Origin of the sequence: Mariprofundus micogutta, assembly GCF_001895085.1 — a bacterium.
Classification (GTDB): domain Bacteria; phylum Pseudomonadota; class Zetaproteobacteria; order Mariprofundales; family Mariprofundaceae; genus Mariprofundus; species Mariprofundus micogutta.
This window is the reverse complement of the sequence record NZ_BDFD01000015.1, coordinates 41,271-64,826: the sequence shown is the minus strand read 5'-3', so window position 1 is coordinate 64,826 and position 23,556 is coordinate 41,271. Positions and strand designations below refer to the sequence as shown.

Annotated in this window: 24 protein-coding genes; 11 read left to right on the top strand and 13 right to left on the bottom strand. The window is 49.0% G+C overall.

Annotation, left to right across the window (positions count from 1 at the left end):
* Window positions 1–6 precede the first annotated feature (6 nt).
* The 5 genes from MMIC_RS08880 to MMIC_RS08860 form a co-directional block, all read right to left on the bottom strand.
* Window positions 7–417, bottom strand: a complete 411-nt coding sequence (locus MMIC_RS08880; RefSeq protein ID WP_227819445.1) for a hypothetical protein — start codon at window positions 415–417, stop codon at window positions 7–9.
* Window positions 414–1,829 carry a sigma-54-dependent transcriptional regulator gene (locus MMIC_RS08875; RefSeq protein WP_227819444.1) on the bottom strand — a complete coding sequence of 472 codons (1,416 nt, stop codon included), beginning with the start codon at window positions 1,827–1,829 and terminating at the stop codon, window positions 414–416. Before MMIC_RS08875 ends, MMIC_RS08880 begins: the two co-directional genes overlap by 4 nt.
* Window positions 1,826–3,163: an ATP-binding protein gene (locus MMIC_RS08870; RefSeq protein WP_072660120.1), complete on the bottom strand. Its 1,338-nt coding sequence runs from the start codon at window positions 3,161–3,163 to the stop codon at window positions 1,826–1,828. Before MMIC_RS08870 ends, MMIC_RS08875 begins: the two co-directional genes overlap by 4 nt.
* A gap of 25 nt (window positions 3,164–3,188) precedes the next feature.
* Window positions 3,189–4,100: a 4-hydroxy-tetrahydrodipicolinate synthase gene (dapA, locus tag MMIC_RS08865; RefSeq protein ID WP_072660109.1), complete on the bottom strand. Its 912-nt coding sequence runs from the start codon at window positions 4,098–4,100 to the stop codon at window positions 3,189–3,191.
* Between the two features lie 141 nt (window positions 4,101–4,241).
* Window positions 4,242–5,057 (bottom strand): hypothetical protein, encoded by an 816-nt coding sequence (locus tag MMIC_RS08860; RefSeq protein WP_072660108.1) that lies wholly within the window; start codon window positions 5,055–5,057, stop codon window positions 4,242–4,244.
* A 158-nt stretch (window positions 5,058–5,215) separates the two neighbouring features.
* Here MMIC_RS08860 and efp point away from each other — a divergent pair, with 158 nt between their 5' ends.
* Entirely contained in the window at window positions 5,216–5,776 is a 561-nt protein-coding gene (gene efp, locus MMIC_RS08855) for an elongation factor P (RefSeq protein ID WP_072660107.1), read from the top strand.
* Window positions 5,777–5,862: 86 nt separating this feature from the next.
* Here efp and MMIC_RS08850 read toward each other — a convergent pair whose 3' ends face one another.
* Window positions 5,863–6,324 carry a MarR family winged helix-turn-helix transcriptional regulator gene (locus MMIC_RS08850; protein WP_072660106.1) on the bottom strand — a complete coding sequence of 154 codons (462 nt, stop codon included), beginning with the start codon at window positions 6,322–6,324 and terminating at the stop codon, window positions 5,863–5,865.
* Between the two features lie 136 nt (window positions 6,325–6,460).
* Between MMIC_RS08850 and MMIC_RS08845 the strand changes: the two genes are divergently transcribed.
* Window positions 6,461–7,939, top strand: a complete 1,479-nt coding sequence (locus tag MMIC_RS08845; RefSeq protein ID WP_072660105.1) for a TolC family protein — start codon at window positions 6,461–6,463, stop codon at window positions 7,937–7,939.
* A 2-nt stretch (window positions 7,940–7,941) separates the two neighbouring features.
* Window positions 7,942–11,037 carry an efflux RND transporter permease subunit gene (locus tag MMIC_RS08840; protein ID WP_072660104.1) on the top strand — a complete coding sequence of 1,032 codons (3,096 nt, stop codon included), beginning with the start codon at window positions 7,942–7,944 and terminating at the stop codon, window positions 11,035–11,037.
* A 75-nt stretch (window positions 11,038–11,112) separates the two neighbouring features.
* On the opposite strand, the gene MMIC_RS08835 is transcribed toward MMIC_RS08840, so the two are convergent.
* Window positions 11,113–11,340, bottom strand: a complete 228-nt coding sequence (locus MMIC_RS08835) for a hypothetical protein (RefSeq protein WP_072660103.1) — start codon at window positions 11,338–11,340, stop codon at window positions 11,113–11,115.
* Window positions 11,341–11,809: 469 nt separating this feature from the next.
* Between MMIC_RS08835 and MMIC_RS08830 the strand changes: the two genes are divergently transcribed.
* Entirely contained in the window at window positions 11,810–12,058 is a 249-nt protein-coding gene (locus MMIC_RS08830; protein WP_072660102.1) for a hypothetical protein, read from the top strand.
* 119 nt (window positions 12,059–12,177) lie between these two features.
* Here MMIC_RS08830 and MMIC_RS08825 read toward each other — a convergent pair whose 3' ends face one another.
* On the bottom strand, window positions 12,178–13,566 hold the full coding sequence (locus MMIC_RS08825) for a cation:proton antiporter (RefSeq protein WP_072660101.1): 1,389 nt from the start codon (window positions 13,564–13,566) through the stop codon (window positions 12,178–12,180).
* A gap of 121 nt (window positions 13,567–13,687) precedes the next feature.
* Here MMIC_RS08825 and MMIC_RS08820 point away from each other — a divergent pair, with 121 nt between their 5' ends.
* Both MMIC_RS08820 and lpxK read left to right on the top strand, forming a co-directional pair.
* Entirely contained in the window at window positions 13,688–14,914 is a 1,227-nt protein-coding gene (locus MMIC_RS08820) for a 3-deoxy-D-manno-octulosonic acid transferase (RefSeq protein ID WP_072660100.1), read from the top strand.
* Window positions 14,907–15,896, top strand: a complete 990-nt coding sequence (gene lpxK, locus MMIC_RS08815) for a tetraacyldisaccharide 4'-kinase (protein WP_072660099.1) — start codon at window positions 14,907–14,909, stop codon at window positions 15,894–15,896. Before MMIC_RS08820 ends, lpxK begins: the two co-directional genes overlap by 8 nt.
* A 63-nt stretch (window positions 15,897–15,959) precedes the next feature.
* Here lpxK and MMIC_RS08810 read toward each other — a convergent pair whose 3' ends face one another.
* The 3 genes from MMIC_RS08810 to groES all read right to left on the bottom strand — a co-directional run bounded on the left by MMIC_RS08810 (window position 15,960) and on the right by groES (window position 20,306).
* On the bottom strand, window positions 15,960–17,870 hold the full coding sequence (locus MMIC_RS08810) for a SurA N-terminal domain-containing protein (protein ID WP_072660098.1): 1,911 nt from the start codon (window positions 17,868–17,870) through the stop codon (window positions 15,960–15,962).
* 396 nt (window positions 17,871–18,266) lie between these two features.
* Window positions 18,267–19,910, bottom strand: a complete 1,644-nt coding sequence (gene groL, locus MMIC_RS08805) for a chaperonin GroEL (RefSeq protein WP_072660097.1) — start codon at window positions 19,908–19,910, stop codon at window positions 18,267–18,269.
* Between the two features lie 99 nt (window positions 19,911–20,009).
* Window positions 20,010–20,306, bottom strand: a complete 297-nt coding sequence (groES, locus tag MMIC_RS08800; RefSeq protein WP_072660096.1) for a co-chaperone GroES — start codon at window positions 20,304–20,306, stop codon at window positions 20,010–20,012.
* A 264-nt stretch (window positions 20,307–20,570) separates the two neighbouring features.
* Here groES and MMIC_RS12735 point away from each other — a divergent pair, with 264 nt between their 5' ends.
* Entirely contained in the window at window positions 20,571–20,714 is a 144-nt protein-coding gene (locus MMIC_RS12735) for a hypothetical protein (RefSeq protein WP_171966493.1), read from the top strand.
* Window positions 20,715–20,740: 26 nt separating this feature from the next.
* Here the strand turns inward: MMIC_RS12735 and MMIC_RS08795 are convergent, their stop codons facing one another.
* A complete protein-coding gene (locus MMIC_RS08795; RefSeq protein ID WP_072660095.1) occupies window positions 20,741–20,941 on the bottom strand; it encodes a hypothetical protein in 201 nt (66 codons plus the stop codon).
* A 134-nt stretch (window positions 20,942–21,075) separates the two neighbouring features.
* Between MMIC_RS08795 and MMIC_RS08790 the strand changes: the two genes are divergently transcribed.
* Entirely contained in the window at window positions 21,076–21,696 is a 621-nt protein-coding gene (locus tag MMIC_RS08790) for a cytochrome b/b6 domain-containing protein (protein WP_072660094.1), read from the top strand.
* Here the strand turns inward: MMIC_RS08790 and MMIC_RS08785 are convergent.
* The gene (locus tag MMIC_RS08785) at window positions 21,693–22,205 is read right to left on the bottom strand and encodes an O-acetyl-ADP-ribose deacetylase (RefSeq protein WP_072660093.1); all 513 of its coding nucleotides are present in this window, start codon (window positions 22,203–22,205) and stop codon (window positions 21,693–21,695) included. The two genes, MMIC_RS08790 and MMIC_RS08785, sit on opposite strands and share 4 nt — an antisense overlap.
* A gap of 110 nt (window positions 22,206–22,315) precedes the next feature.
* On the opposite strand from MMIC_RS08785, the gene MMIC_RS08780 reads away from it, so the two are divergent.
* The 3 genes from MMIC_RS08780 (at window position 22,316) to MMIC_RS12730 (ending at window position 23,553) form a co-directional block, all read left to right on the top strand.
* A complete protein-coding gene (locus MMIC_RS08780) occupies window positions 22,316–23,056 on the top strand; it encodes a creatininase family protein (RefSeq protein ID WP_072660092.1) in 741 nt (246 codons plus the stop codon).
* Between the two features lie 102 nt (window positions 23,057–23,158).
* Window positions 23,159–23,383 (top strand): hypothetical protein, encoded by a 225-nt coding sequence (locus MMIC_RS08775; RefSeq protein WP_072660091.1) that lies wholly within the window; start codon window positions 23,159–23,161, stop codon window positions 23,381–23,383.
* A complete protein-coding gene (locus tag MMIC_RS12730) occupies window positions 23,380–23,553 on the top strand; it encodes a hypothetical protein (protein WP_171966492.1) in 174 nt (57 codons plus the stop codon). The genes MMIC_RS08775 and MMIC_RS12730 overlap by 4 nt, the downstream gene beginning before the upstream one ends.
* The last annotated feature ends 3 nt before the right edge of the window (window positions 23,554–23,556 follow it).

Below are 23,556 nucleotides of genomic sequence, written 5' to 3'. Positions count from 1 at the left end.
ATTAGCCTATTGCTTGGGAAGTTCCACTACGAAGACAGAAACCTTGGCTACTGCAGCCGGATTTGAATTGGCAATTTCTACAATCAGATCATCACTGCCACTGCTATTATCAAAACGCGTCTGAAATTCGTGGTTGCCAACACTGTAAGTGCGTTTCTGTGTTAATGTTTTCTCCATTTCATCGCGTACCCGAACAATGCGAAAGGTTAACGGGCCTACCGTATCAGAGACCAGAGTCACTTCAAAAAAACCCGGCCTGTTGGGCATATCAAAAAACTCACGTGATTTCTGGAATGGCGGCACATTGGCATCACGGTAATAGAGATAGTTTTTGTCAAATTCAAAGGCATGCAGATGTGGCGCTGTCGTCAATGACAGCAACAACATAAACATCAAACTACGAATCAATACATTCATGGGTTCTCATGCACCTCGATATCGTATTTGTCACACAGATAACGCATTTTATCTTTAGCCCGATCACCAAATCCCAGCCAGCGACCAGCTCTGGCCTTGATATGCTGATTACGCTCCAGCGCAACTTCAACCAGTTGCATTTCAAACTGGGCCACTGCTTTTTCAGCCCGGATACCTGTCTCAGGCAGCTGATGTAGCCACTGTTCCAGAGGATCGAGATTATCCGCAACCATCTGCGGGCCGGTTAATGATGGAATAGATTCCACCACATCAGCAGCTGCCAGCACCACTGCACGCTCGATCACATTCTCAAGCTCTCGCACATTGCCCGGCCAACTGTATCTGCCCAGCTGTTCCAGCACTTCATCTGACAATGGCTGCATACGTTTACCACACAATGCTGCTTTCCTGATCAGAATTGCATCGGCCAGAATCGCTAGATCCTCCACATGCTCTCTTAGAGGCGGAACTACAATCTCAACCACATGAATGCGATAATAGAGATCATCCCGGAATGATCCGTCCGTCACTTTCGCTTCAAGGTCTTCACGGGTTGAGCAGATTAGACGCACATCTGAAGTAAGAATGGCATCACCACCAAGCCGCGAAAATTCACCCGATTCCAGCACACGCAACAGTTTCCCCTGCACCTGCAGTGGTAAACCTGCGACCTCATCAAGAAAGAGTGTGCCACCACTGGCGCGCTCAAACCATCCGAGTTTACGCTCACCTGCACCGGCAAATGCCCCCTTTTCATAACCGAACAGTTCCGACTCAAGCAGTTCCGCATTCATGGCTGCGCAATTGATCGCAATAAACGGTTGCCCCGCTCGTGCACTGGCCGCATGCAGGCGGCGTGCAACCAGTTCCTTACCTGTTCCTGTTTCGCCTCGAATTAACACCGTGGACGGTGCACCAGCGACCTGCTCAACCAGCTTTTTCAAATCCAGCATGGCTTCGGATTCACCGAGCAGCTCATTGTTTACCTGATTCTGTAGAGCCCGCTGCATCTCCTGTTCGCGTACTTCCTGCGAACGTGCCTCCATACTGCGGTCAATCGTAGATTTGACTTCATCAGGATCGAACGGTTTACCGAAAAAGTCCTGGGCTCCCAGTTTCTGGGCCCTCAAGGCCATGGCACGTTGATCATGACCGGTAATCACCACCACGGGCGTATCCGGACTCTCCTTGCGTAATCGTGCCAGATAAGCCATGCCGATTTCAGGATTGTCCGGCTCAGGCGGCAATGCCAGATCGAGAACCACCAGGTCCACGCGATGACCAGAGAGCATTTCATCGGCACCATCGAGGTCACCGGCTTCGAGAATCTGGTAATTCTCTTTCAGCAGCAATTTCAGATTCAGACGGTTGATATCATTATCATCAACAACCAGTACAGTCCGTTTCATCATGTTACCTCCTCGGCTAAATTACTCATTTCGCGCTGATTCTGCCATAACGGCAAAGAGACAATGAAGGTGGAACCTTTCCCCGCCCCTTCACTTTCTGCGGCAATGGTTCCACCGTGTGCTTCTACGATGCGTTTGCTTAAATAAAGGCCCACACCAAGCCCGTTACTCTTACTGGTAGCGAACAACCTGAACAGTCGGTAACGGATAAAGTTCTCAGAGATACCACAGCCCTGATCCGACACTCTCACCTGAGCCATTTCCACATCCTTCGCATCTGTAACAAGCCGTGTTTCAATGCTTATCTCACCCTGCCGCAACATCGCCTGCACAGCATTATCGTAAAGGTTCTCAAATACCCCCTGCAACAGGTCCGCATCACCTGCAACAGCCGGAAGTTCGTTATAAGACTCCGACATCGTTAATGATTCCGGCCACAATCGCTCTTTGACCGTGGACTTCAGCAATTGCACCAGATCCAGGGGCGCAAGTATCGGGTCAACCGGTGCATTGGGATCGGACATACGCTGCATCAATGTCTGCATACGCCCGGTCACTTTTCGAATCGCAGACAACATACGCTTCACATCTTCTTCATCCAGCTTGCCCGAGCCCAGATGATGAGCGAGAAATGATAGATCGTGCAGTCGATTTTTCAGATCATGAGAATGCAGCTGCTTGGTCACACGCGAAAGCGAATCAAGGCGGGCAGCTTCGGACTGCTGATGAGTCAGGCGTGCGTGTTCAAGACTCATGGCAGAGAATTTGGACAGGCTTTCCAGACTTGCCCGTTCCTCACTATCCATTGGCCAGCGATCTAACCGCGGCCCCAACCACAAATATGCCTCGCCCATAGCAGCGGGCAAACGCAGACATAAATCGTATGATTTATGGCTCTGATTTTGATCGCCGATATCAATCAAGGGCGCGTTGGCCGGGAAAGCATAACAGTCGCCATCGGGCAACTTGCGTTCATCCAGCACCGCATAAGAACGATGGCTCACATTACAAATGCGCTCGAGCAGAGCTGTCTCCACATCCTGAACCGGCAACTGTGCAAGATCACCGGCACCAAGCTGACGGATAGCTGCCAGGGTATCCAACTGGTGACGAAAAAACAGTCTGTCCAGCGTGCGCTGCATCGACTGCACCAGCGGCGCATAACCAAATGCTGCAGAAATGGCTGCAATCACCATGGCCCAGACTGAAACAGGCTGACCTGTAACGACATACACCGCTGATTCTGCCAACATCAACACCAGTACAAATACTGCAATGGCAGCCAGCGTAGCACCAAAATAGGCAAATGAGTGCACCAAGCGCCTGAAGCTGAACATCAGACGCAACGATGAAAGTGTGTTTTCAGTTATTGACCAACTCCAAACGCTCAATGCCTGATGGAAGATCAGCCTCAAAAGCCTGCATAGCATCAATCAGCTGTAGTGCATCCTCCCCCGACAAAGGTAGCAGCGGCAGACGCAATGTATTTTCCATCCAGCCAAGAGCAGCACATGCCGCTTTAACCGGAATTGGGTTGGACTGCACAAACATGGCCTGATTCAATGCAGACATGGTAAACTGAAGCCTGCGCGCCAAATCCACATCGCCCTTGCGCATCGCTGTAGTCAATGCGGCCATACTTCGCGGTGCCACATTAGATACGACTGAAATCACACCATGCCCGCCCATAGCCATAAACGGCATCACCGTGGCATCATCACCAGAATAGAATTCCATGCGTCCATCACATGCATCAATAGTCTGAACCAGTTGCTCCATATCTGCAGTAGCATCTTTGATAGCGATAATATTTGAAACATGCGACAAGCGGCCTACTGTTTCCGGCAGGATATTGGAATTGGTTCTTCCCGGCACATTGTAGATCACCTGTGGCAGGTGTACGGCATCAGCAACAGCTTTGTAGTGCTGGTAAATGCCTTCCTGGGTCGGTTTGTTGTAATAGGGTGAAATCAACAGTGCTGCATCCGCGCCCAGCGCTTTGGCTGCAGCCGTTAATTCGATGGATTCAGCTGTATTATTACTGCCGGTGCCTGCAATCACCGGCACACGACCGGCAACCTGCTCCACCGCAATGCGGATGATCTCTTTGTGTTCATCAAATGAGAGCGTTGCTGCTTCACCGGTTGTACCGGCTGGCACAACGCCATTCACACCTGCTTCTATCTGACGATCCAGATGTGCACGAAATGCATCCTCATCAATGAATCCATTCGAAAATGGTGTGACCAGAGCGGTCATCGTACCATGAAACATGCCTGCCTCCGTCTGACTATGAAATGACATGCAAGCCTTTCACATCAGCTGTGGCTGAACTATAACCACTTCGTTTGCAGGAGAAAGGGAATATATTACGCGCACATCACTGTTCGGCATGCACAGAACAAACAACCCTGTTCAGGAGAGCTTTTCCAGACCCTGATACTCTTCCACCTCGACATACACACAGGCCGGATACACCGGTCCGATATCAACCATCACCCAGGTATCTCCGCGTAAACCCAGTTCCACATCGAAAACATCTCCCGTTTCGATCAGGTCGAGAATGACTTTAGGCAAGAGAAGCGGGCCAATAATCTCATCCTGCGCATCAAAATCCATCGTGATACCGGCATCATCAATTGTGTTCACACGACCATGTCCCTCAACAAAGCGGGAGAAACGCTTGCCGCGCAAACGTGGAGCAATACCGCCACCGGAACGCACAAAATGGAAAAGTACACGTGCAACACGTGCAACACGTTCTGCCGCAGGCGTTACCTCGGCCATGATTTCGACGAAATCGATATATTCGTTCTTTTTCCACCAGCCCTGAGTATGGATAAATTCTATCCACTGCTGCAAAACCGCAGCGTAACCCTGGATCAGATCGATATCACTGGTTTCACGCACCACAAACCAGCCGAGAAAATCACGCACATGTTCCGGATCAAGCGCATCCAGTGGCAAACGTCCCAGATCACTGGATGGTTCAACATCACCCTCCAGCAGATCAACCATGTGCGACTCCAGGTTTTCCTCCCATTCGGCAAACTCATTTTCATCGGCAAACTCAATATCCTGAAACAGATCAGAGAAATGGATGAGATACTGACAGAGCATTTCAAGACACTGCTCAGCCATTTCATTTTTTATTGCCCCGGGCTTACTGACCGCTGGAAGGCGCTTGATAAATTGATCCATGGTCTCCTGAAGCGTACAGGTATCAGGCATCAATTTGCCCCGATAGCGAGACAGCAAACAGATAAATCATTGAAACTCCCGGAATAGTTAGAAACACAGCGCTCAATTGTTGCTCGAAAAACCCGAAATAGCTATGTTCGCAACCTTTAAATAGGTTACGCTGTTATTAAACAGATGAGAGGGACACCATGCAAATTGCAGTTACCGCCATTCGCGTAGGCAATATTCTTGAGTACAACAACGCCCTGTGGCGTGTCATGAAAACCCAGCATGTTACACCGGGCAAGGGTGTGGCTTGCATGCAGGTTGAAATGCGCAATATTGAAACCGGCAACAAGACCAATAAACGTTTCAATTCAACTGAACGCATTGAACGCGTCATTCTTTCCCAGCGCGAGATGCAGTATCTCTATGCTGATGGTGATGACCATCATTTTATGGATACAGAAACTTACGACCAGATTACACTGAGCACGGACATGCTGGATAATGCACTGCCATACCTGCTACCAGAAGCCATGGTGACTGTTGAATTCCATGAGGAACGACCATTGAACGTGCAACTGCCACAGGCTGTAACCCTGGAAGTTGTGGAATGCGATGCCGCAATTAAAGGCCAGACCGCAACCAGCTCCTATAAACCGGGTAAACTGGAAACCGGAGCTGCAATCATGGTGCCTCCATATCTGGAAGCAGGAACCAAGGTTCGGGTGAACACCGAATCCGGCGAATATATGGAACGCGCCTGATTATTTGGATCTGAATGCAATCAGAAAACGGCCCCGAAGGTTTTGATAGCTTCGGGGCCGTTTTTCTTTCATATCTGTTCAACTATTTACTTGATTGATTTAAGATTGGATAGCAATCGTTGCAGCACAGCTTTGGTAGCCAGAAATTCCTCGTCAGAGATACCCTCATACAACTGCCCCAGCAAAGCCCCCAGGACAGGTCGTAAACGATTCACTGCTTCAAACCCCTGTTTAGTGAGCCTTGCGCGTACAATGCGACGATCCTGTTCATCCGGAGTACGCAGCACCAGGCCTTCACGACTCAAGCTGTTCAGCAAGCGTGTGATAACCGCTTTGTCTTTCGCCAGTGTTTCAGCAATTTGCGTCTGGGTTAATCCCGGTTCAACCTCCTGCTCAGAGATAATCATCAGTACAGCCAGCTCTTCGGCAGTAATATCACAGCCACTTTCACGGCACTGACGCGCCAGTGTCTGTCGCATCGCATACATCAAATGATGAATGAGATAACCCAGACCTTCCTCGAATCGACGTGGCATTTTAGTATCCATACAGCGACCTTAACCAAATTGGTTGACTATGACAATAATTGACATCATCAATATTTAACCCATCATTCATCAAAGATGACTGTAATTCGCGCCCACGTTAATCAGGGCCTGCCAACAGGTGCTAGCCAGGAGACCTATGAACAAGTTTTTTCGCCACATGATGCTTCTGACTATTCTGTTTTTTGCAGCTGGCTCTGTTCACGCCGAAAGCATGAGCCTGAATGAAGTTGTGGGAACCGTTCTAACCAATCATCCCGATCTGAAAACCGGTGAGATTGATACCGCTATTGCTAAAACAGAAACACAACGTATTCAGGGTATGCTTGATCCAATGTTTACTGCACGCATCGGGGCCAGCGAAGACAAATCACCTGTATCAAGTGACTTTCAGGCATCTTCGACTCGCATCGGTCAGCTTTCCGGTTCCATTGCCAAACCGCTGGAAAATGGTGGAACACTGGGAGCCAACTTTGCCTATAACCGCACATCCCAGACCTACAATTCACCGCTGGCCGCTCAGCTCTCCCGTTTTAATCCTGCCTATCGCAACCAGATTAATCTCACCTACCGCCATCCTCTGTTAAAGGGGGCCGACAGGCCTGATTACCATGATTCACTGATCGCTGCTGAAGCCGGCATCAAATCTTCGACGGTGCAACGCGCAGTCATTGCGCATCAACTCAGCCTGCAAGCCATCAATGCCTACTACCAACTGGCATCTGATGATATCAATATCCGCATTGCCGAGCAGGCTGTGCAACGCGCTAAAAAATTACTTTCCTACCAGCGCTCTCGTGAACAGTTCGGCCTGATTGAAAAGGCAGATCGGCTGCAGGCAGAAGCACTGCTGGCTGCACGCAGGACCGGGCTGCAGCGAGCATTGTCCAGACGATCAACCGACCTGAACCGACTCAATCGCCTAATGCTGCGACCAGCAACTTCAGAGATCGATATTGAGCAAGAGCGACATGCATTGATTCACCTGCCATCGATGCAAAAAGCAGTGGAGCTGGCTGAATTTCACAGACCCGAACTACGGGTATTACAAGCACAGATGGAAGCAGCTGAAGCACGGCTGAACATGGCCCGCGAAACCGATGATGTGCAACTGGATGTAGTAGCCGAAGTAGGAACCCGTTCGCTTGATACCAGTGCTGCGACTGCTGCCGCGCGCGGATTTACCCCCCGCAATCATTACGCTGCCCTGTCACTGGAAATGTCCGATGTTCTGATGCGTAACAGTGTGAGTGCTGGCATACGCAAGGCAGAACTGCAACGTCAACGTATTCAGTCTGAACGCATCAGCAAACTTGAGACAATTAAAAGTGATCTGTCAGCCGCCATGACCGCTATTACATCCGGCCGACCTGTTCTCGAAGTCGCCCGCTTTCAAGCCAATGCTGAAAAACGTAAATACAATGCAGAGATCAAGCGCTACAGGGCCGGTCGCTCCAATACTGCAACGCTGGTGCAATTTGAAGGTGAACTGCGCAATGCAGAACTCAATGCGGAACTTCAGGCACTGACCCTGCAGCTGGCCGCACGCCAACTGGCATGGGCACAAGGCACACTGCTCAGTGATCTGGGCTTAAGCGAACAGCAGACAGGCCAATAATTATGAAGAGTATCATTGCATTTTTTGTTAAACGCGGCGTACTGGTTAACCTGATTTCCATCATCCTGCTACTTGGTGGCATCTATGCTGCCATGCAAATGCAACGTGAAGCATTTCCCAGTGTTAACTTTGATGTAATCGCTGTCTCCGGTGCTTATCCCGGAGCTGCTCCCCGGGAGGTTGAACGACTCATGGTGGCTCCTATTGAGCAGGAGCTGAAAGGTATCGATGGCATCAATGTCATTCGCTCAACGGCTTATTCCGGAACCATGCAGATCACCATTGAGGTTGATCCAAACTTCAAGGACCGCTCACGACTGGTATCCGATATCCAGCAAGCCATCAATCGCGCAGACCTGCCGGTAGATTTGCCTGCTGACCCGATGATTATGGAAGTGAAATCGGAGCAAACACCTGTGCTCACCTTCTCTATTTTCGGCGACTTTAAAGAACTTGAACTCAAAAAACTGAGCAGCAGCATTGAGGATGATGTGCGCACCATCAGCGGTGTTGCCAATGTGTTTGTGCAGGGAGATCGAAAGGAAGAGATTCGTATTGTCCCGAATCCTGAGGAAATGCGCCAGAATCGAGTCTCCATTAATGATGTCGTAGCGCTGATCAGAGGCTGGAATGTCAATGCTCCGGGCGGTCGCCTGAAAGCACATGATGGCCAGCGTATCATTCGCATCACCGGTGAGTTTGTATCTGCTGAAGATGCGGGCAACCTTGTCATTCGTGCCAATGAACATGGTCAGGCCCTGTACCTGAAAGATGTCGCAGAAGTTACACAGACCCTGCAACGACCATACCGTTATGTGGCCGCCCGTGGTGATCCTGCCATCACCATGATCGTCATCAAAAAAGGCGATGCCGATATCATTACGCTTGTGGATAGAGTACGTTCTTATCTGGACACCATCCCTGAAAAATATGGTGAAGGCGTACATGTCAGTGCCTATAACGACTTCTCCACTATCACCCGCCTGCGTCTGGGTGTGTTGACCAACAACGGCATGATCGGACTTGTACTGGTACTGGCCCTGTTGATGCTGTTTCTGCGCCCGGCTGTGGCACTTACCACCGCCTGGGGACTACCGATCATTTTCTTCTCCGGTATTGCCATACTCTACTTCTCCGGTATCACCCTTAACCTGCTCGTAATGTTCGGCTTTATCATGGTGCTCGGCCTTATGGTGGATGATGCGATTATCATCGGCGAGAACGCCACCTATCACATGGAGCGTGGCCTTTCGCCCGAAGATGCTGCCATCGAAGGCACTTATGAATTGATCGGTCCGGTAACAGCCACGGTTTTGACTACTATCGTGGCCTTCCTGCCTCTGATGTACATGGATGGTATCATCGGTAAATTCATAGCCTCCATTCCCATCGTTGTCATTGTACTGCTGGCCTTTTCGTGGTTCGAGGCGATTTTCATTCTGCCCAACCATATCCGGGATGTTGCCAACCCGAACAAACATCCGAAAGAACGTGCCCTGTTTATCTGGATTACAGGCATTTACACCTGGATTCTCGAAAAGGCAGTCAAACTACGATATCTGACCATTCTGCTAACCATCGCCGGATTGCTCGGCAGCTTTGCGCTGGCCAGTACAATGAAATTTCAGCTCTTCCCATCGGGTGCTGAGACAACATTTTACCTTCGCGTAACCACTCCTACCGGCACCACACTTGAAGAGATGCGGGACCAACTGATCAAACTGGATGTTGAAGTTCGCAAGCGCATTGATCCTTCTATTCTTGAAACAACCACAATGATTGCCGGTGAAAACAGTGCTGACCAGCGCGAGGCACTGAAACAGATCGGAGATCGATTCGGCTTTGAACGCATCATCCTGATCCCATTCACCCAGCGTGATATCAAAGCCTATGATGTCATGAATGTGCTTGAAAAAGAGATTCCTCCGCTATTTCCAAATATGGAAATCAGTTTTGCCATGCAGAAACCGGGCCCTCCTGTTGGCCGCGCCCTGCAGGTTGAAATAACAGGTGGTGATGAGGCGACAATGACAGGTGTGGCCCAACGCCTTATTGCCTTACTGGAAAGTGTAAAAGGCGTGTATGCGGTAGAGAGTGACCTTGAACCCGGTGACCCGGAAATTCGCATTGTCATGGACCGCAAACTGGCCGCTTATGCAGGTGTCGACCTGGCCACTGCCGGCACCCATATTCGTGCAGCTTTTGATGGTCTGCGCGTATCCACCATTAAACGCGGCAAAGAAGAGATCGATGTGACCATCCGCTATCCGGAAAAATCACAACGGGACATCAACACATTGATGAAGTTGGAAATCCCTAATAAACGCGGTGGTTTGGTACCTCTGCATCGCATCGCGCACCTTGAAAACAAGCCGGGCACCAGCAGCATTCGTCATAAAGATGCACGCCGTGTCATTAATGTCTCTGCTGAAGTGGACCAAAAAAACATGACCTCGAAAGAGATCAATGAAATTGTAAACCAGCGCAAGGCCGAATGGCTTGGCGAGGATGCCAGGTTTGTCAGCATTAACCTTGGCGGTGAAGAAGAGAAAACACAGGAGTCAGTACGCGGTCTGATCTTCAGCTTTGTCTTCGCTCTGCTTGGTATTTTCGCCATTCTGGCTGTGCAGTTCAATCGCGTCGGTTATCCGATTCTGGTCATGCTGGCAATCCCGTTCGGAATCATTGGCATCGTTGTCGGATTTTTCCTGCACGGGGCGCCACTATCATTCATGGCCATGATGGGCTTTGTCGCACTGACTGGAGTTGTGGTCAACTCGTCACTGGTCATGGCTGTGTTTATTCAAAGGCAGATTCTTGATGGTGTGCCATGGCGGGAAGCCATTGTTGAAAGTGGTAAACGCCGTCTGAGAGCCGTACTGCTCACTGCTATCACCACTGTGGTTGGCCTATTGCCAACTGCATATGGCTGGGGTGGCCATGATCCCTTTGTCGCACCGATGGCACTGGCACTATCCTGGGGCTTGATGTTCTCCACTGTAATCACACTGTTTTCAGTACCGGCAGCCCTTGGTATTGCCATGGATATCAAACATAAACTACAGCGACTATTTGGAAAAACGGTTACAACGAACTGACCTGTTCATAGCTTTCCTGCTTCGCCAGTCGTTTTCGAATAATACGGCTCAGGAGGACAGGACACACTCAATGGCTTATTGTAATAGCAGTACATTGTCCTGCACGCTGGCTCTGGCCAGCGTGCTCTGTTTATCATAACCACTCATAAAAATGACCTTTGCATACGGATCAATATCCATGATACGCCTGGAAGCATCGAAATAGAGTGCACACAGGAAGATCAGAGTCGGTACAAGAGCAACAACAAACACATCTTTATAAAAAGTACTTCTCTCCTTTTCGTCTTCTGTGCTCTCTAGCATTCGGAGGCTCCATACTGGAAAACAACAACTCGTCTGAGTGCTTCCCCGCATCGTCCATAAAACATGTATATTGATAAGGCTCAAGCAAACTTCTAGCTAAACAGTGATGCAGCCACTCACCCCTGTCGTAATACCCGAGGGAAACAGTGGGTTATATTAAAGATTATTAATGAGCCGTTCACCAATGCCTAACAGGCAAGATATAAACTTACGCATGTCTGGTGTCACCCTCCTCCCCTCCCTCCCACGGCATCAGACACTGTTCAATAAAAAGGCTCCGCTTATGCGGGGCCTTTTTGGTAAGGAGTCGAAACAACATGATTACCATCACAGCCTTAACTGATCACCCGCTCATACCAAGCGCTGCATCATCAAGGAATTAAAGTCCATCCGTTCAAAACCGATAGATTGGCATTAAGGTTGCTTATACAAGGACTAGAAAGCAGAAGTGAGTACTACGGAGGTTAGCATGCAGGCGTATCTGAAAATCGAAGAAAGTTATGCTACGCAAGATAATTCACTGCGTTCTGACCTGATGGGAGTCTCATTATTGGCCCTGTTTATCTCACCCTGGGCAATTATTGGCTTGGCACTGTCAATTTTTGGAGTCAGCTTTGTGACACCTGTCATCGTAGCTGTCTGTATGGGCATCATTATTGCCGCCATCCCACAGGCACTGCAGCAGTTCCATCCCAATCCTGAAAAGGATATGATGTAAGCAACAGTTAGATCTGGCACCTCCCACTTCCCACACTTCCCCACAGGGTGTCGGATCTAAAAAAGGCCCTGCATAGCAGGGTCTTTTTCGTATCTACGGATTAGATCAACGTCGAAGCATCAGTGATGGCCACCTTCATCTGCAAGTTCCTGAGAGAATTCGGCCTTATTCTTGCCAATAACGCCTAGCAATATGGCTGAATAGATAAAGGTGGAAAGCATGATCACGCCAACCACAATGGCCTTGAACATTTCCAGGTGCTCAAAACCAGCCGGAATCATCATCAGCATCACAACCGAGAGGCCACCCTTGATACCCGCAAAGGTCAGCACACCCCACCAACGGAAATTTACATTAGTCATTTTATCTGTCTGATTGGTAATAATTGCAAACTTGGCCATCATTGCAGCGCGAATGACTGTCGTGGCCAGGAACATTACCATAATCTCGGTGCTGTATTTCCATAGCAGATCAATATCAACAATTTCAGCCATTGCGACAAACAGCATGGTGTTCGCAACGATAGCCAACAACTGCACATCTTCTTTGGTACGCAAATGACGATCACGCTCTTCTACAGTAGCTTTAATTTTCTGGATTGCAGTATGCACCAGAGAGCGTGACGTTTTTTCTGATGCCGATTCACGTTCCAGATACTGCTCCTCCTTTTCCAGACGCATATCATCATAGGCAACCGATTTGGATAAAAAGTGGTGCACTGTCACAGTTGAAAAAATACAGGCCAGAATACCGGACAGATGCATATGGGAGTGACCACCAAACAGATTAAGAATCACGTAGAAATGTTCAGAAAGTTCAAAAGCTCCATAACCAGTCAGGATAAGTACCAGCAATTCAGCAATACGATTTTCAGTTGTTTTCATCGCCATCAGACCGATATATCCGACCAGCACACCTAACACTGCCGAACCGCCAACCACAACCAGACTGGTTTGCGCCACGTAACCAAAGGTAATGTCTCCACCATCAAGGGCATAGAGTCCGATAAATACAAATACAATCAGTGCAGTCGCATCGTTAAACAGGCTTTCGCCCTCACAGAGAATTTTCAGCCTGTGCGGCAGTTCAAATTTGGAAAAGATACTCACAACCGAGACCGGATCTGTGGCCAATACCATGGCAAACAGCAGAATAATGGCTGCAAACGACAGATCATACTGACCAAACAGTGTATCGCCAATCAACAGGGCAGTTATCACCGATAGCGAAACAGCAACTACAGCCAGATAAAACAGGCTTAAACCATGCTCTTTCAGATCTTCTACCTTAAGTTCCAGCGAATCCCCGATCAGCAGTATGGGCAGTAACAAAATCACCAATGCTGCGAAATGCTCAGCATCGCCAGTGAGCATAAACAGGTCACCAAAGAGAAGATGAAAAGCGAAAGAGAGTCCGATCAGTCCGACAGGCGACGGGATTTTAAGCTTATCCTCACACTGCAACGCCAAAAATAAGATGGCACAAATCGATAACACAGTAATAATCATACACAGCTCCTCGTGTGTTTCATAACTGAAAACATTGTAGAATATAGGTATAAAGCAAGTCTCGGGCCAGCAATCTTCATACAAACTGGCGCTATGACTCATATCCTGTTGCAATACGGCAATGGCTGTATCGGCAGATCAATTTCACTCCGCTTCAGATGCGAACAGGGTCAGTAAATGGCAACAGCATCTGTCTCTGCAATTGCCCTCCTCTCAAAGCGGCTGCATCTGGCTACATGCCTGTTCTGTCGGGGAAGTTGCTTCGATTGCACCCTTATATAAAAAGCTGGCCGAGCAAGGCTATTCCATGCATTTAACTGTCGTTACTGCTACTGGTTTTGCACATGCCAAACGACTACTCGGATCAGATATATCAATCTCATACCTGCCCTGGGACATTCCCGGCACCATGGCCCGACTGGTAAATAAACTCAGACCCGCACTGCTGCTGCTTGCCGAAACCGAATTCTGGCCCGGTATGCTACTGGCCTGCAATAAGCGCAATATCCCGGTCATCGGCATCAACACCCGTATTTCAGACCGTTCTTTTCCGCGTTATCAGGCTACACGTTTTTTCTGGTCTCGCTGTTTGAAACCTGTAGCCATGTTTCTCGCCCAGAGTGCTATCGATGCAGAACGACTTGTTGGCATGGGTGTATCAGCCGACCGTGTTCGGGTGGTTGGCAACCTGAAATATGCAGTATCAGCCCCCACAGTAGATGCCGGAGCTTTACGCCTGAAAATTGACAGCAGCTGCAATCGACCAATTCTACTCATCGCCAGCACGCATGAGGGCGAAGACCGTGCTATCCTGAATATGTGGCCAGTCTGGCACGCAGTATGCCCTGATCTGTTGACCATCATTGTTCCTCGTCACCCTGAACGCTTTGATCAGGTTGCCAACCTTATTCGGGAGCATGGACATGGACTATCGAGATGGTCGCAACATGAGCAGCATGATAGTGACTTCATACTGGTCGATGCCATGGGCATACTGGGCGAATTATATAGTGTCGCTGATGCCGTGATTATTGCCGGCAGCCTGAAAAATATTGGCGGGCATAATCCGCTGGAGGCAGCCGTATGTGGTCGCGGTGTAGTGACAGGCCCCTTCGTGCAGAACTTCCGGGAAATCATGGATCATATGCAGCAAGACAATGCAGCGATCATTGCAGCAGATAATCAGGAACTCGAGCTGGCCATCTCGCGCCTTTTGCAGCACCCCGATGAGTTAAAACAGCTGCATGCGCATGCGGCCCTGTTCATTCAGAATAAAGCAGCTGTGCTGGAATCCACGCTGGAATTCATTTCGGCCTATCTTCCTGACTCCAATACATCCGATGTCTAAACTACATAGTAAAATTGAGAATATCTGGTGGTCAAAACATCAACCGCCCCTGCCTCTACGCCTGATCGAACCCGTATACAGCGCAATTAGCAACAGGCATCTCAGGCAACGTGCTGCACAAACTGTCCAACCTCCATTACCATTGATTTCTGTTGGCAATATCACTGCCGGCGGCAGCGGTAAAACACCCTTTGTACTGTGGCTGGCTGCTGCATTGCAAAAAAAGGGTTTTAAGCCGGTTATTATCTGTCGTGGAGATGGCGGCAATAATAGTAAGCCCCGTATTGTAGAAAGTAACATGTCGGCCTTAGACGTTGGCGATGAAGCACGCATGCTTGCCGAGCTTGCCAGTAATACGGTAATTGTCGGCTCTGACCGCGTCGCTGCAAGCCAGATAGCAAAAGATTTCGGTAACATCATCATCCTTGATGATGGTTTTCAGTATCGCCACCTCGCTCGTGTATGTGATATTGTACTTATCCCTGCCGAAGGTATCGGTAACGGCCACAGAATCCCTGCAGGCCCCTTACGTGAAGCCGTCACAGCTTTGTCCCGCTCTGACCTGATTGTACGAACAGGCAGCAGAGCAGCCCTGCAACAGTGTGAAAAAATAAGCCCTGCACAAGAGTGGCACTGGTTTTGTGAAACTGGAGATCTTATTGATGCCATGGACAGTGGTGCAGAACCTCCGGATACTGTGTATGCTGCAACATCTATCGCCCGCCCTGAACGCTTCCTGAACAGCCTGTCTGCCAGCGGTCTGAGAGTAAGTGGTCACGTTATTTTTCCGGACCACCACCAGTTCACTCGTCAGGAGATCGATCAACTGCAAACCAAAGAGCATGTAGCAATCACAGAAAAGGATGCGGTTAAACTGAAGCCTTTCTGGCCCAAAGATAAACCATTGTGGTTACTAAAACTCAAGGGCTTTGGCGAAAGCGGCTTATTGGATGCCATTATCGGGAAACTTCCCCGGCCATAAAAAAAAGCCGCCCTCTCTGCTATCAAGCAAAGGGAACGGCTTTTTTATCGATGTGTTGATAATCTAGAAAAGAGACAGGGCCTTTTCATTCGTAGTAACTTCATAACCTTCGCGTACTGAACTGAGCCAGCGGGCAAAACGTACCTGCCCCTTGGCCTTCACAGCTTCTTTGGTGATGGCCTCTTTCTGAGTATTGTAATCATCCTCGGAGGGTGCAATCACCTGATCGACATGTACTACAGCAAAACCTTGTGGCACAGCAATGGATTGATCTACCCAGCTGCCCTGAGCTGCTTTGAATCCATTACCAAGTACAGCACTGGTCAACCAGGCTGCATCATCACCAACGCCAGTACTACGTACAGGTTTAGAGATAAATTTTGCCTGACCAAACTGCTGGGCCAGTTCATCCAATGATTTTCCGCTCTGTTTGCGAATCTCTTCAGCCACTTCGAAGGCTTTTTTATTGGCAGCATCCTGCTTGGCATCTGAATAAACCTGACGGGTTACTTTGGCAAACGGCAGCACATCGGGGTCAATACGCTGAACAACTTCAATCGCGATAAAACGCCCGTCATCAGTTTCGATAATCTCGACAGCCTGACCGGGCAGCGTTGCAAATGCTTTCTGTCTGATCTGCTGGTCTGACAGTCCCGGCTCAACAATTGCTTCATCCATGCTTACTGCTTTTGAGCTCAGCATTTTCAAATCTACTGCTTCCGCAGCAGCTTTCAGGGAGTCTTCCATACCCAGTGCTTCATCCAGATCCTGTGACAACTTATAAGCTTCCTCAGCACCTTTTGCCAGGAGTAGCTCGTCCTTGATTTTACCCTTCACATCTTCAAAAGGAGTCACTCTCGCTGGACGAATATCATCGATTCGAATCAGGTGATAACCGAACTCAGTTTCTACAATATCACTGGTGGTACCCTTATCCATGGAAAACACAGCAGCATCAAATGCAGCAACCATCATACCCTGTTTGAACCAACCCAGCTCGCCACCTTTTACAGCCGTCGCCGGGTCAGCCGATATCTCTTTGGCGATGGCAGAAAAGTCTTCTCCAGCCTTAATGCGCGCCTGAGCCGCTTCAATTTTTTCACGTGCAGCAACCCTCAGCATCTCGGAATCCGACTCGTTAACGCGCACCAGAATATGACGGGCTTTACGCTGTTCCGGCTCAGAGAACTCGGCTTTGCGTTTTTCGTACTCTGCAAGAAGATCTGTCTCATTAATTACTGCATCAGCAGCCAGGGTACGAGGGTTGATTTCAACGGTATTCACCTGAACACGCAGAGGTGACTGGTAGCTGGCTTTATTGGCTTCATACCAGGCTTTAGCAGTCGCATCGTCCACTTCCACTTTGGACAGCAGGCTAGCAGCATCAACGACAATTGAAGACAGTACGCGCTGCTCAAACTTCTGGTTAAAAAGATCACGAATTTCGGCTTCACTAACGTATGAAGATTGAATAAGTGATTTCTCCAACGCATCAATCATAATGGTCATGCGCACATCATTTTCATAATCCTGCGACGAGCCAAAACCCATATTACGGGTTAGAATCTGATAACGTTTTGGATCAAATTGCCCTGCTGACTGAAATGCAGGGTCTGTCTGCACAGTAGCCAGAACAACGGATTCCGGTGCTGCCAATCCAAGTTTGGCCGCAACATCCAGCATGATTTTACGATTTATCATCGTCTGCAGAGTCGTCTCTTTCACATTCAACGAATCCAGCAACTCACGGGAATACTGCTTACCCAACATTGAGCGATAGGCATTGAGTTGGCGCTCGTAAGCAACATAGAACTCACTGCCATCAATCGGCTTCTCATTGATTGTAGCGACCGGCTCAGCATTGCCGCCAGTAAAGTAGTCACCCACTCCCCACAGTACAAATGAAAGTGCGATACCGGTAAGAATGACTTTTGCTATCCAGCCTTGCGCGTGATTACGCATCGATTCGAGCATGATAAACCTCTGTATTTAGAGTCAGGGAATACGGAACGTCTTGTAAACTTTCCCCATAATTTCAAAGACTGGGGACGCTACCGAAGCAAGCAATTTAGAGCAATGGGGTTGCTCTAAATTGTGCGATAGTGCAAGTAGTCCAGGGCAATGGGTGTTGCCCTGTTTAACGCGATAGTGCTAATAATCCAGGGCAATGCCTGTCTCCCTGTTTAACGCGATAGTGCAAATAATCCAGAGCAATGGCTGTCGCCCTGTTTGACTCGATAGTACAAACAATCCAGAGCACCAGAATCACCCTTCATAGTTCGACAACAAAAAAAGGCGGCCCAATCGGGCCGCCCTTCTCTATACATCAGTAATAAACGACTGATATAAAACCAACTCAGAGGAGTGGTTTTACATACCCATGCCGCCCATACCACCCATGCCACCCATATCAGGTGCGCCTGCGGCTGCACCAGCAGGTTCAGGGATATCTGCAATCATTGCTTCAGTTGTGATCAAAAGGCCGGCAATAGAAGCAGCATACTGCAGTGCAGAACGGGTAACCTTGGTCGGGTCAATAACACCCATCTTCACCAGATCGCCGTACTCTTCTGTCTGCGCGTTATAACCGAAGTGACCTTCACCGCTAGATACTTCATTCACCACTACAGACGCTTCACCACCACCGTTGGTAACGATCTGACGCAGAGGCTCTTCAATAGCGCGGCGAATAATCTTCACACCGGTATCTTCGTCATGGTTGATTCCGGATACATCAGCCAATGCAGTGCGCGCACGAATCAGTGCAACACCACCACCGGCAACGATACCTTCTTCAACAGCAGCACGGGTTGCATGCAACGCATCGTCAACACGGTCTTTCTTCTCTTTCATGGCTACTTCAGTTGCTGCACCGACTTTGATCACTGCAACACCACCAGCCAGTTTGGCCAGACGTTCCTGCAATTTTTCTTTGTCGTAGTCAGAAGTGGAGTCTTCAGCCTGCTTGCGAATCAGCGCAACACGAGCTTCGATGTCTGCACTTTCGCCTACACCGTCAACAATGACAGTAGCATCTTTGCTGATCTTCACGGTACCGGCAGTACCCAGATCTTCCAGAGTCACATTTTCCAGCTTCAGACCAAGGTCTTCAGAGATAACCTTACCACCGGTCAGGATAGCCATGTCTTCCATCATCGCCTTACGACGATCGCCGAAACCAGGCGCTTTGACAGCAGCAACATTTACAACACCGCGAACCTTGTTCACAACCAGAGTAGCCAGCGCTTCGCCTTCGATATCTTCAGCGATAATCAGCAGAGGTTTACCGGTACGTGCAACAGCTTCCAGAACCGGAAGCAGTTCACGCATATTGCCGATTTTCTTCTCAAACAGCAGGATGTACGGGCTGTCCAGAGATGCTTCCATACGCTCTGTATCAGTTACAAAGTAAGGAGAGAGGTAACCGCGGTCGAACTGCATGCCTTCAACAACGTCCAGCTCTGTTTCCAGGCCTTTCGCTTCTTCAACAGTAATGACGCCTTCTTTACCAACCTTATCCATTGCATCTGCAATGATCTGGCCGATTTCGGTATCACCATTGGCAGAGATAGTGCCAACCTGAGCAATCTCTTCCTGATTCTGAACTTCGTTGGACAGCGATGCCAATTCAGCAACAACAGCAGTCACCGCTTTATCGATACCGCGTTTCAGGTCCATAGGGTTCATGCCGGCAGCTACAGCTTTGATGCCTTCTTTGGCAATGGCCTGAGCCAGAACGGTTGCAGTCGTGGTGCCGTCACCTGCAATATCCGCAGTTTTGGAAGCCACTTCTTTTACCATCTGTGCGCCCATGTTTTCAAACTTGTCTTCCAGTTCGATTTCCTTGGCAACAGAAACACCATCTTTAGTGATATTCGGTGCGCCCCATGATTTATCCAGAACAACATTACGACCTTTGGGGCCGAGAGTTACTTTTACTGCGTCAGCGAGTTTGTTTACGCCGGTCATCATCTGAGCACGTGCGTCTTCGCCAAATTGAATGTCTTTAGCCATTCTTCAATCTCCTAATTCATCTATAATCTTAAAACTTTATTTATACCGACTATCCTTCCATACATGGAAGGTAGCCTTCGATAATTATTGAAGCTGAAATCAGCCTTCAATCACGCCGAGGATGTCGTCTTCACGCATCATCAGGAATGCTTCGCCATCAAGTTTGATTTCTGTACCGGCATAAGTTGAGAAGATGACAGTATCTCCCTCTTTCACGTCCAGCGGACGCACTTCGCCATTTTCCAGGCTTTTGCCTTTACCAGTGGCGATTACTTTACCCTGGACTGGTTTTTCTTTGGCAGAATCAGGAATGATGATACCACCGGCAGATTTTTCTTCCTCGTCCAGGCGACGGACGATTACGCGATCATGTAAAGGACGAACCTTTGTTGTCATCGTTGTTTCTCCTTCAATATTAATATTGGAAACTGTTATATAGGAACCGGATCAAACCGATTCAAGTCCCTTTATGGGGCCGAATTAAATGCTATTCAACCCCCCTCTGTATTATTTTTTAGCACTCTGACAGAGGGAGTGCCAATAGTGGGAAGAAGCCCCTGGCTGTCAACCGTTCCGGATTTATCAGGATGCTCTGAATAAATCTATGCATCAATCTGGCGCAAAAGATGCTATGCTAGTTAAGAAGAAGGAGGTGCTTAAATGCTGAAACATCCCGGACCATTGGCTCCGCTATGCATGACCGCCGCTTTCATCACCCCACCTGCATGGGCAATCTGGTTTCTGATTGCCGCCTGTCTGATTATCACCATCGTCATTTTTAAGCTGATTGGCCTGCCTCACTAAGAGAGACCAAATCGCCAATAGAGTTGTTAAAGTGTCGCTGCGCCGTAGATGGCCAGTACTAGTGTCATAAGTACGGAAAACCCGACTACGCCGATCACTGCCCATTTGACATATCGATACCATGTAAAATCACTGAGTTTCTTGCCTGTTTTTTCCTGCCAGTTGGTTACAAGCACCACAGAAACAAGAATGGCAAATACGAGAAAAAGACCAATTGCATTATTCATGGGCCCACCCTAAGCAAAACTTCGAGCAGTGGAAATGCTAAACATTCAAAGGTTAAATATTCTTAGCAAACGATTCATCTACACTTAAGTCAAACTTTTTAACCTATCTCCCCATTGAACTGAGGAGTGTGAATATGCCGCAATCAATCAAAGTATGGGACATACTGGTGCGACTGTTTCACTGGTCACTGGTGCTGTTCTTCATCCTTGCCTATCTTACAGCTGAAGGCGACCTGGAAACCATGCATGCATGGGCAGGATACACGATTGCCGGGTTAATCGGATTTCGCCTGATCTGGGGGCTGATCGGCACAAAATATGCCCGCTTCTCCAACTTCATATACCGTCCTGCCGAAATCAGGACTTATCTTCGCAGCCTCATGACACGACATTCGAAGCATTATCTTGGCCATAACCCTGCCGGTGGTGCCATGGTTGCCATGATGCTGGTTGCACTCGTCCTGGTTACATGGACCGGACTTGAAACTTATGCGGCTGAAGGCAAGGGACCGCTGGCAAACAGCAGCATCTCATTGCAGATACCTGCAGCTCATGCAGACGGGTGGGAGCATGGTGACAATCAGAGCGATGAGTTCTGGAAAGATGTGCATGAATTCACCGTCAATATGATGCTGATGCTGATCCTGATACACATTGCAGGCGTGCTGGTTTCCAGCCTGCTGCATGGTGAGAACCTTCCGCGTGCAATGATCACCGGCCGGAAATCAATTCAGGATTCTGATCAACAGCCCTAGAAGAACTGCTCCAGAAGCAGCTGGTAACGCTTGCATGTTTGCTTATCGAAACAGGCAAAAATAATCTGCTGAGGCTCACCATAAACCTGCTGGAACTCCGAACATGTTTTGACCGCAATGCGTGCAGCACGCTCAATCGGATATCCATATACACCGGCTGAAATTGCAGGAAATGCAACTGAACGTGCATCTTTTGCACATGCCAGTGTCAGGCTATTTAGGTAACAACTAGCCAGTAATTCCGCCTCACCGCGATCACCACCATGCCAGACAGGGCCAACGGTGTGCACTATCCAATCAGCTGGCAACTCATAAGCCGCAGTGATCCTCGCTTCACCGGTCGGGCAGCCACCAACAGTGCGGCACTCTGCAAGCAACTCAGGGCCGGCAGCGCGGTGAATCGCAGCATCAACACCGCCACCACCCAGCAGACTGGAGTTTGCCGCATTGACTATCACATCTACCTCCATGGTCGTGATATCAGCCTGAATCGCTCTCATGCTATGCATAAACCCAGTTTAGCAGTTGTAGCCGGATACGAAAGTCACTCGCAATGATTCCTTGTCTGCGTATGCTTCCAATCTAACTCTATACACCAGCACTTGCTCAGGAGGTACACATGCAGCTTGCACTCAGCACTTGGCAAGAGATCGAGGCCTATCTTGAACACTCTACCGGCATAATTATTCCGATCGGTTCAACCGAACAACATGGCCCCAATGGGTTGATTGGCACGGATGCAATCTGTCCGACCCGCATCAGCGCTGGCATTGAAGAGCAAGCAGATATACTGATCGCCCCGACTATCAACTACGGCATGGCTCAACATCACATGGCCTTTGCAGGAACGGTAACACTCAGACCATCCACACTGATTCAATTGGTAACGGACGTGATCACATCGTTACAGCAACACGGATTCACCCATTTCTATTTTATCAATGGCCACGGCGGCAATATTCCACCAGTGACCACGGCCTTTTGTGAGATCTATCATGCCGCTGGAAAAAGCGTTGGCCCTGCGCCTCGCTGCCGTTTAGCCAACTGGTGGCGCAATGATCACATCACTGCACTGGCAGCTGAACTCTACGGTGATGCTGAAGGACATCACGCCACAGTCAGTGAAGTGGCTCTAAGTTATTTCGCCCACCCTGAAGCAGTAAAAAATGTATCCATGAGTCCTGACATTGCACCCAATGGCGAGATTTACGATGCGGCTGACTACCGGCTCAAGTTCCCCGACGGGCGCATAGGCTCCAATCCTGCTTTAGCTACCGTTGCTGATGGTGAACGTTTCTATCAGCTTGCAGTCGATGCCCTGCTTGCTGATTATAAAACATTTATTTCTGGAGCAAGCTAATCAGAGCAATTGCAGTTGCTTTAATGAGTGCGTTAGTAATAAATTAAGAGTCCATCACTGAAACTATTGGAGCTGAATCGCTCCGGATTACTGGAGAGTATTATGAAATGGCTGGATGAATTACCCTGGATTGCCCTGCTCGCTATTGCCGTACTCATGGCCATGTTGCCATTTCAACCGGAACCTCACCTTGTCGAAAAGCTAAGGATGTTGGCTGATGGCTCACTTGCCAAACCACTGGATATCTTTGATCTGTTCTGGCATCTCCTGCCTTCCATCCTCCTGGTCGTGAAATTTGTTCGCTCCAGAAAACAAGTCGATTCATGAGTGGATGGGGTTGCCCGCATGAACAGAACGGGCAATGCAAGCGTGTGCCGGGCAAATCGTGTGATCCAGGCATGAAAGGCTGTACGCTGTTCGGTAAATTCACATTCAGCAGTGAAGCAAAGAATATCTCTCGTCGCATCCGGGATGGTGATACCGACAAAGCTGACTAACAG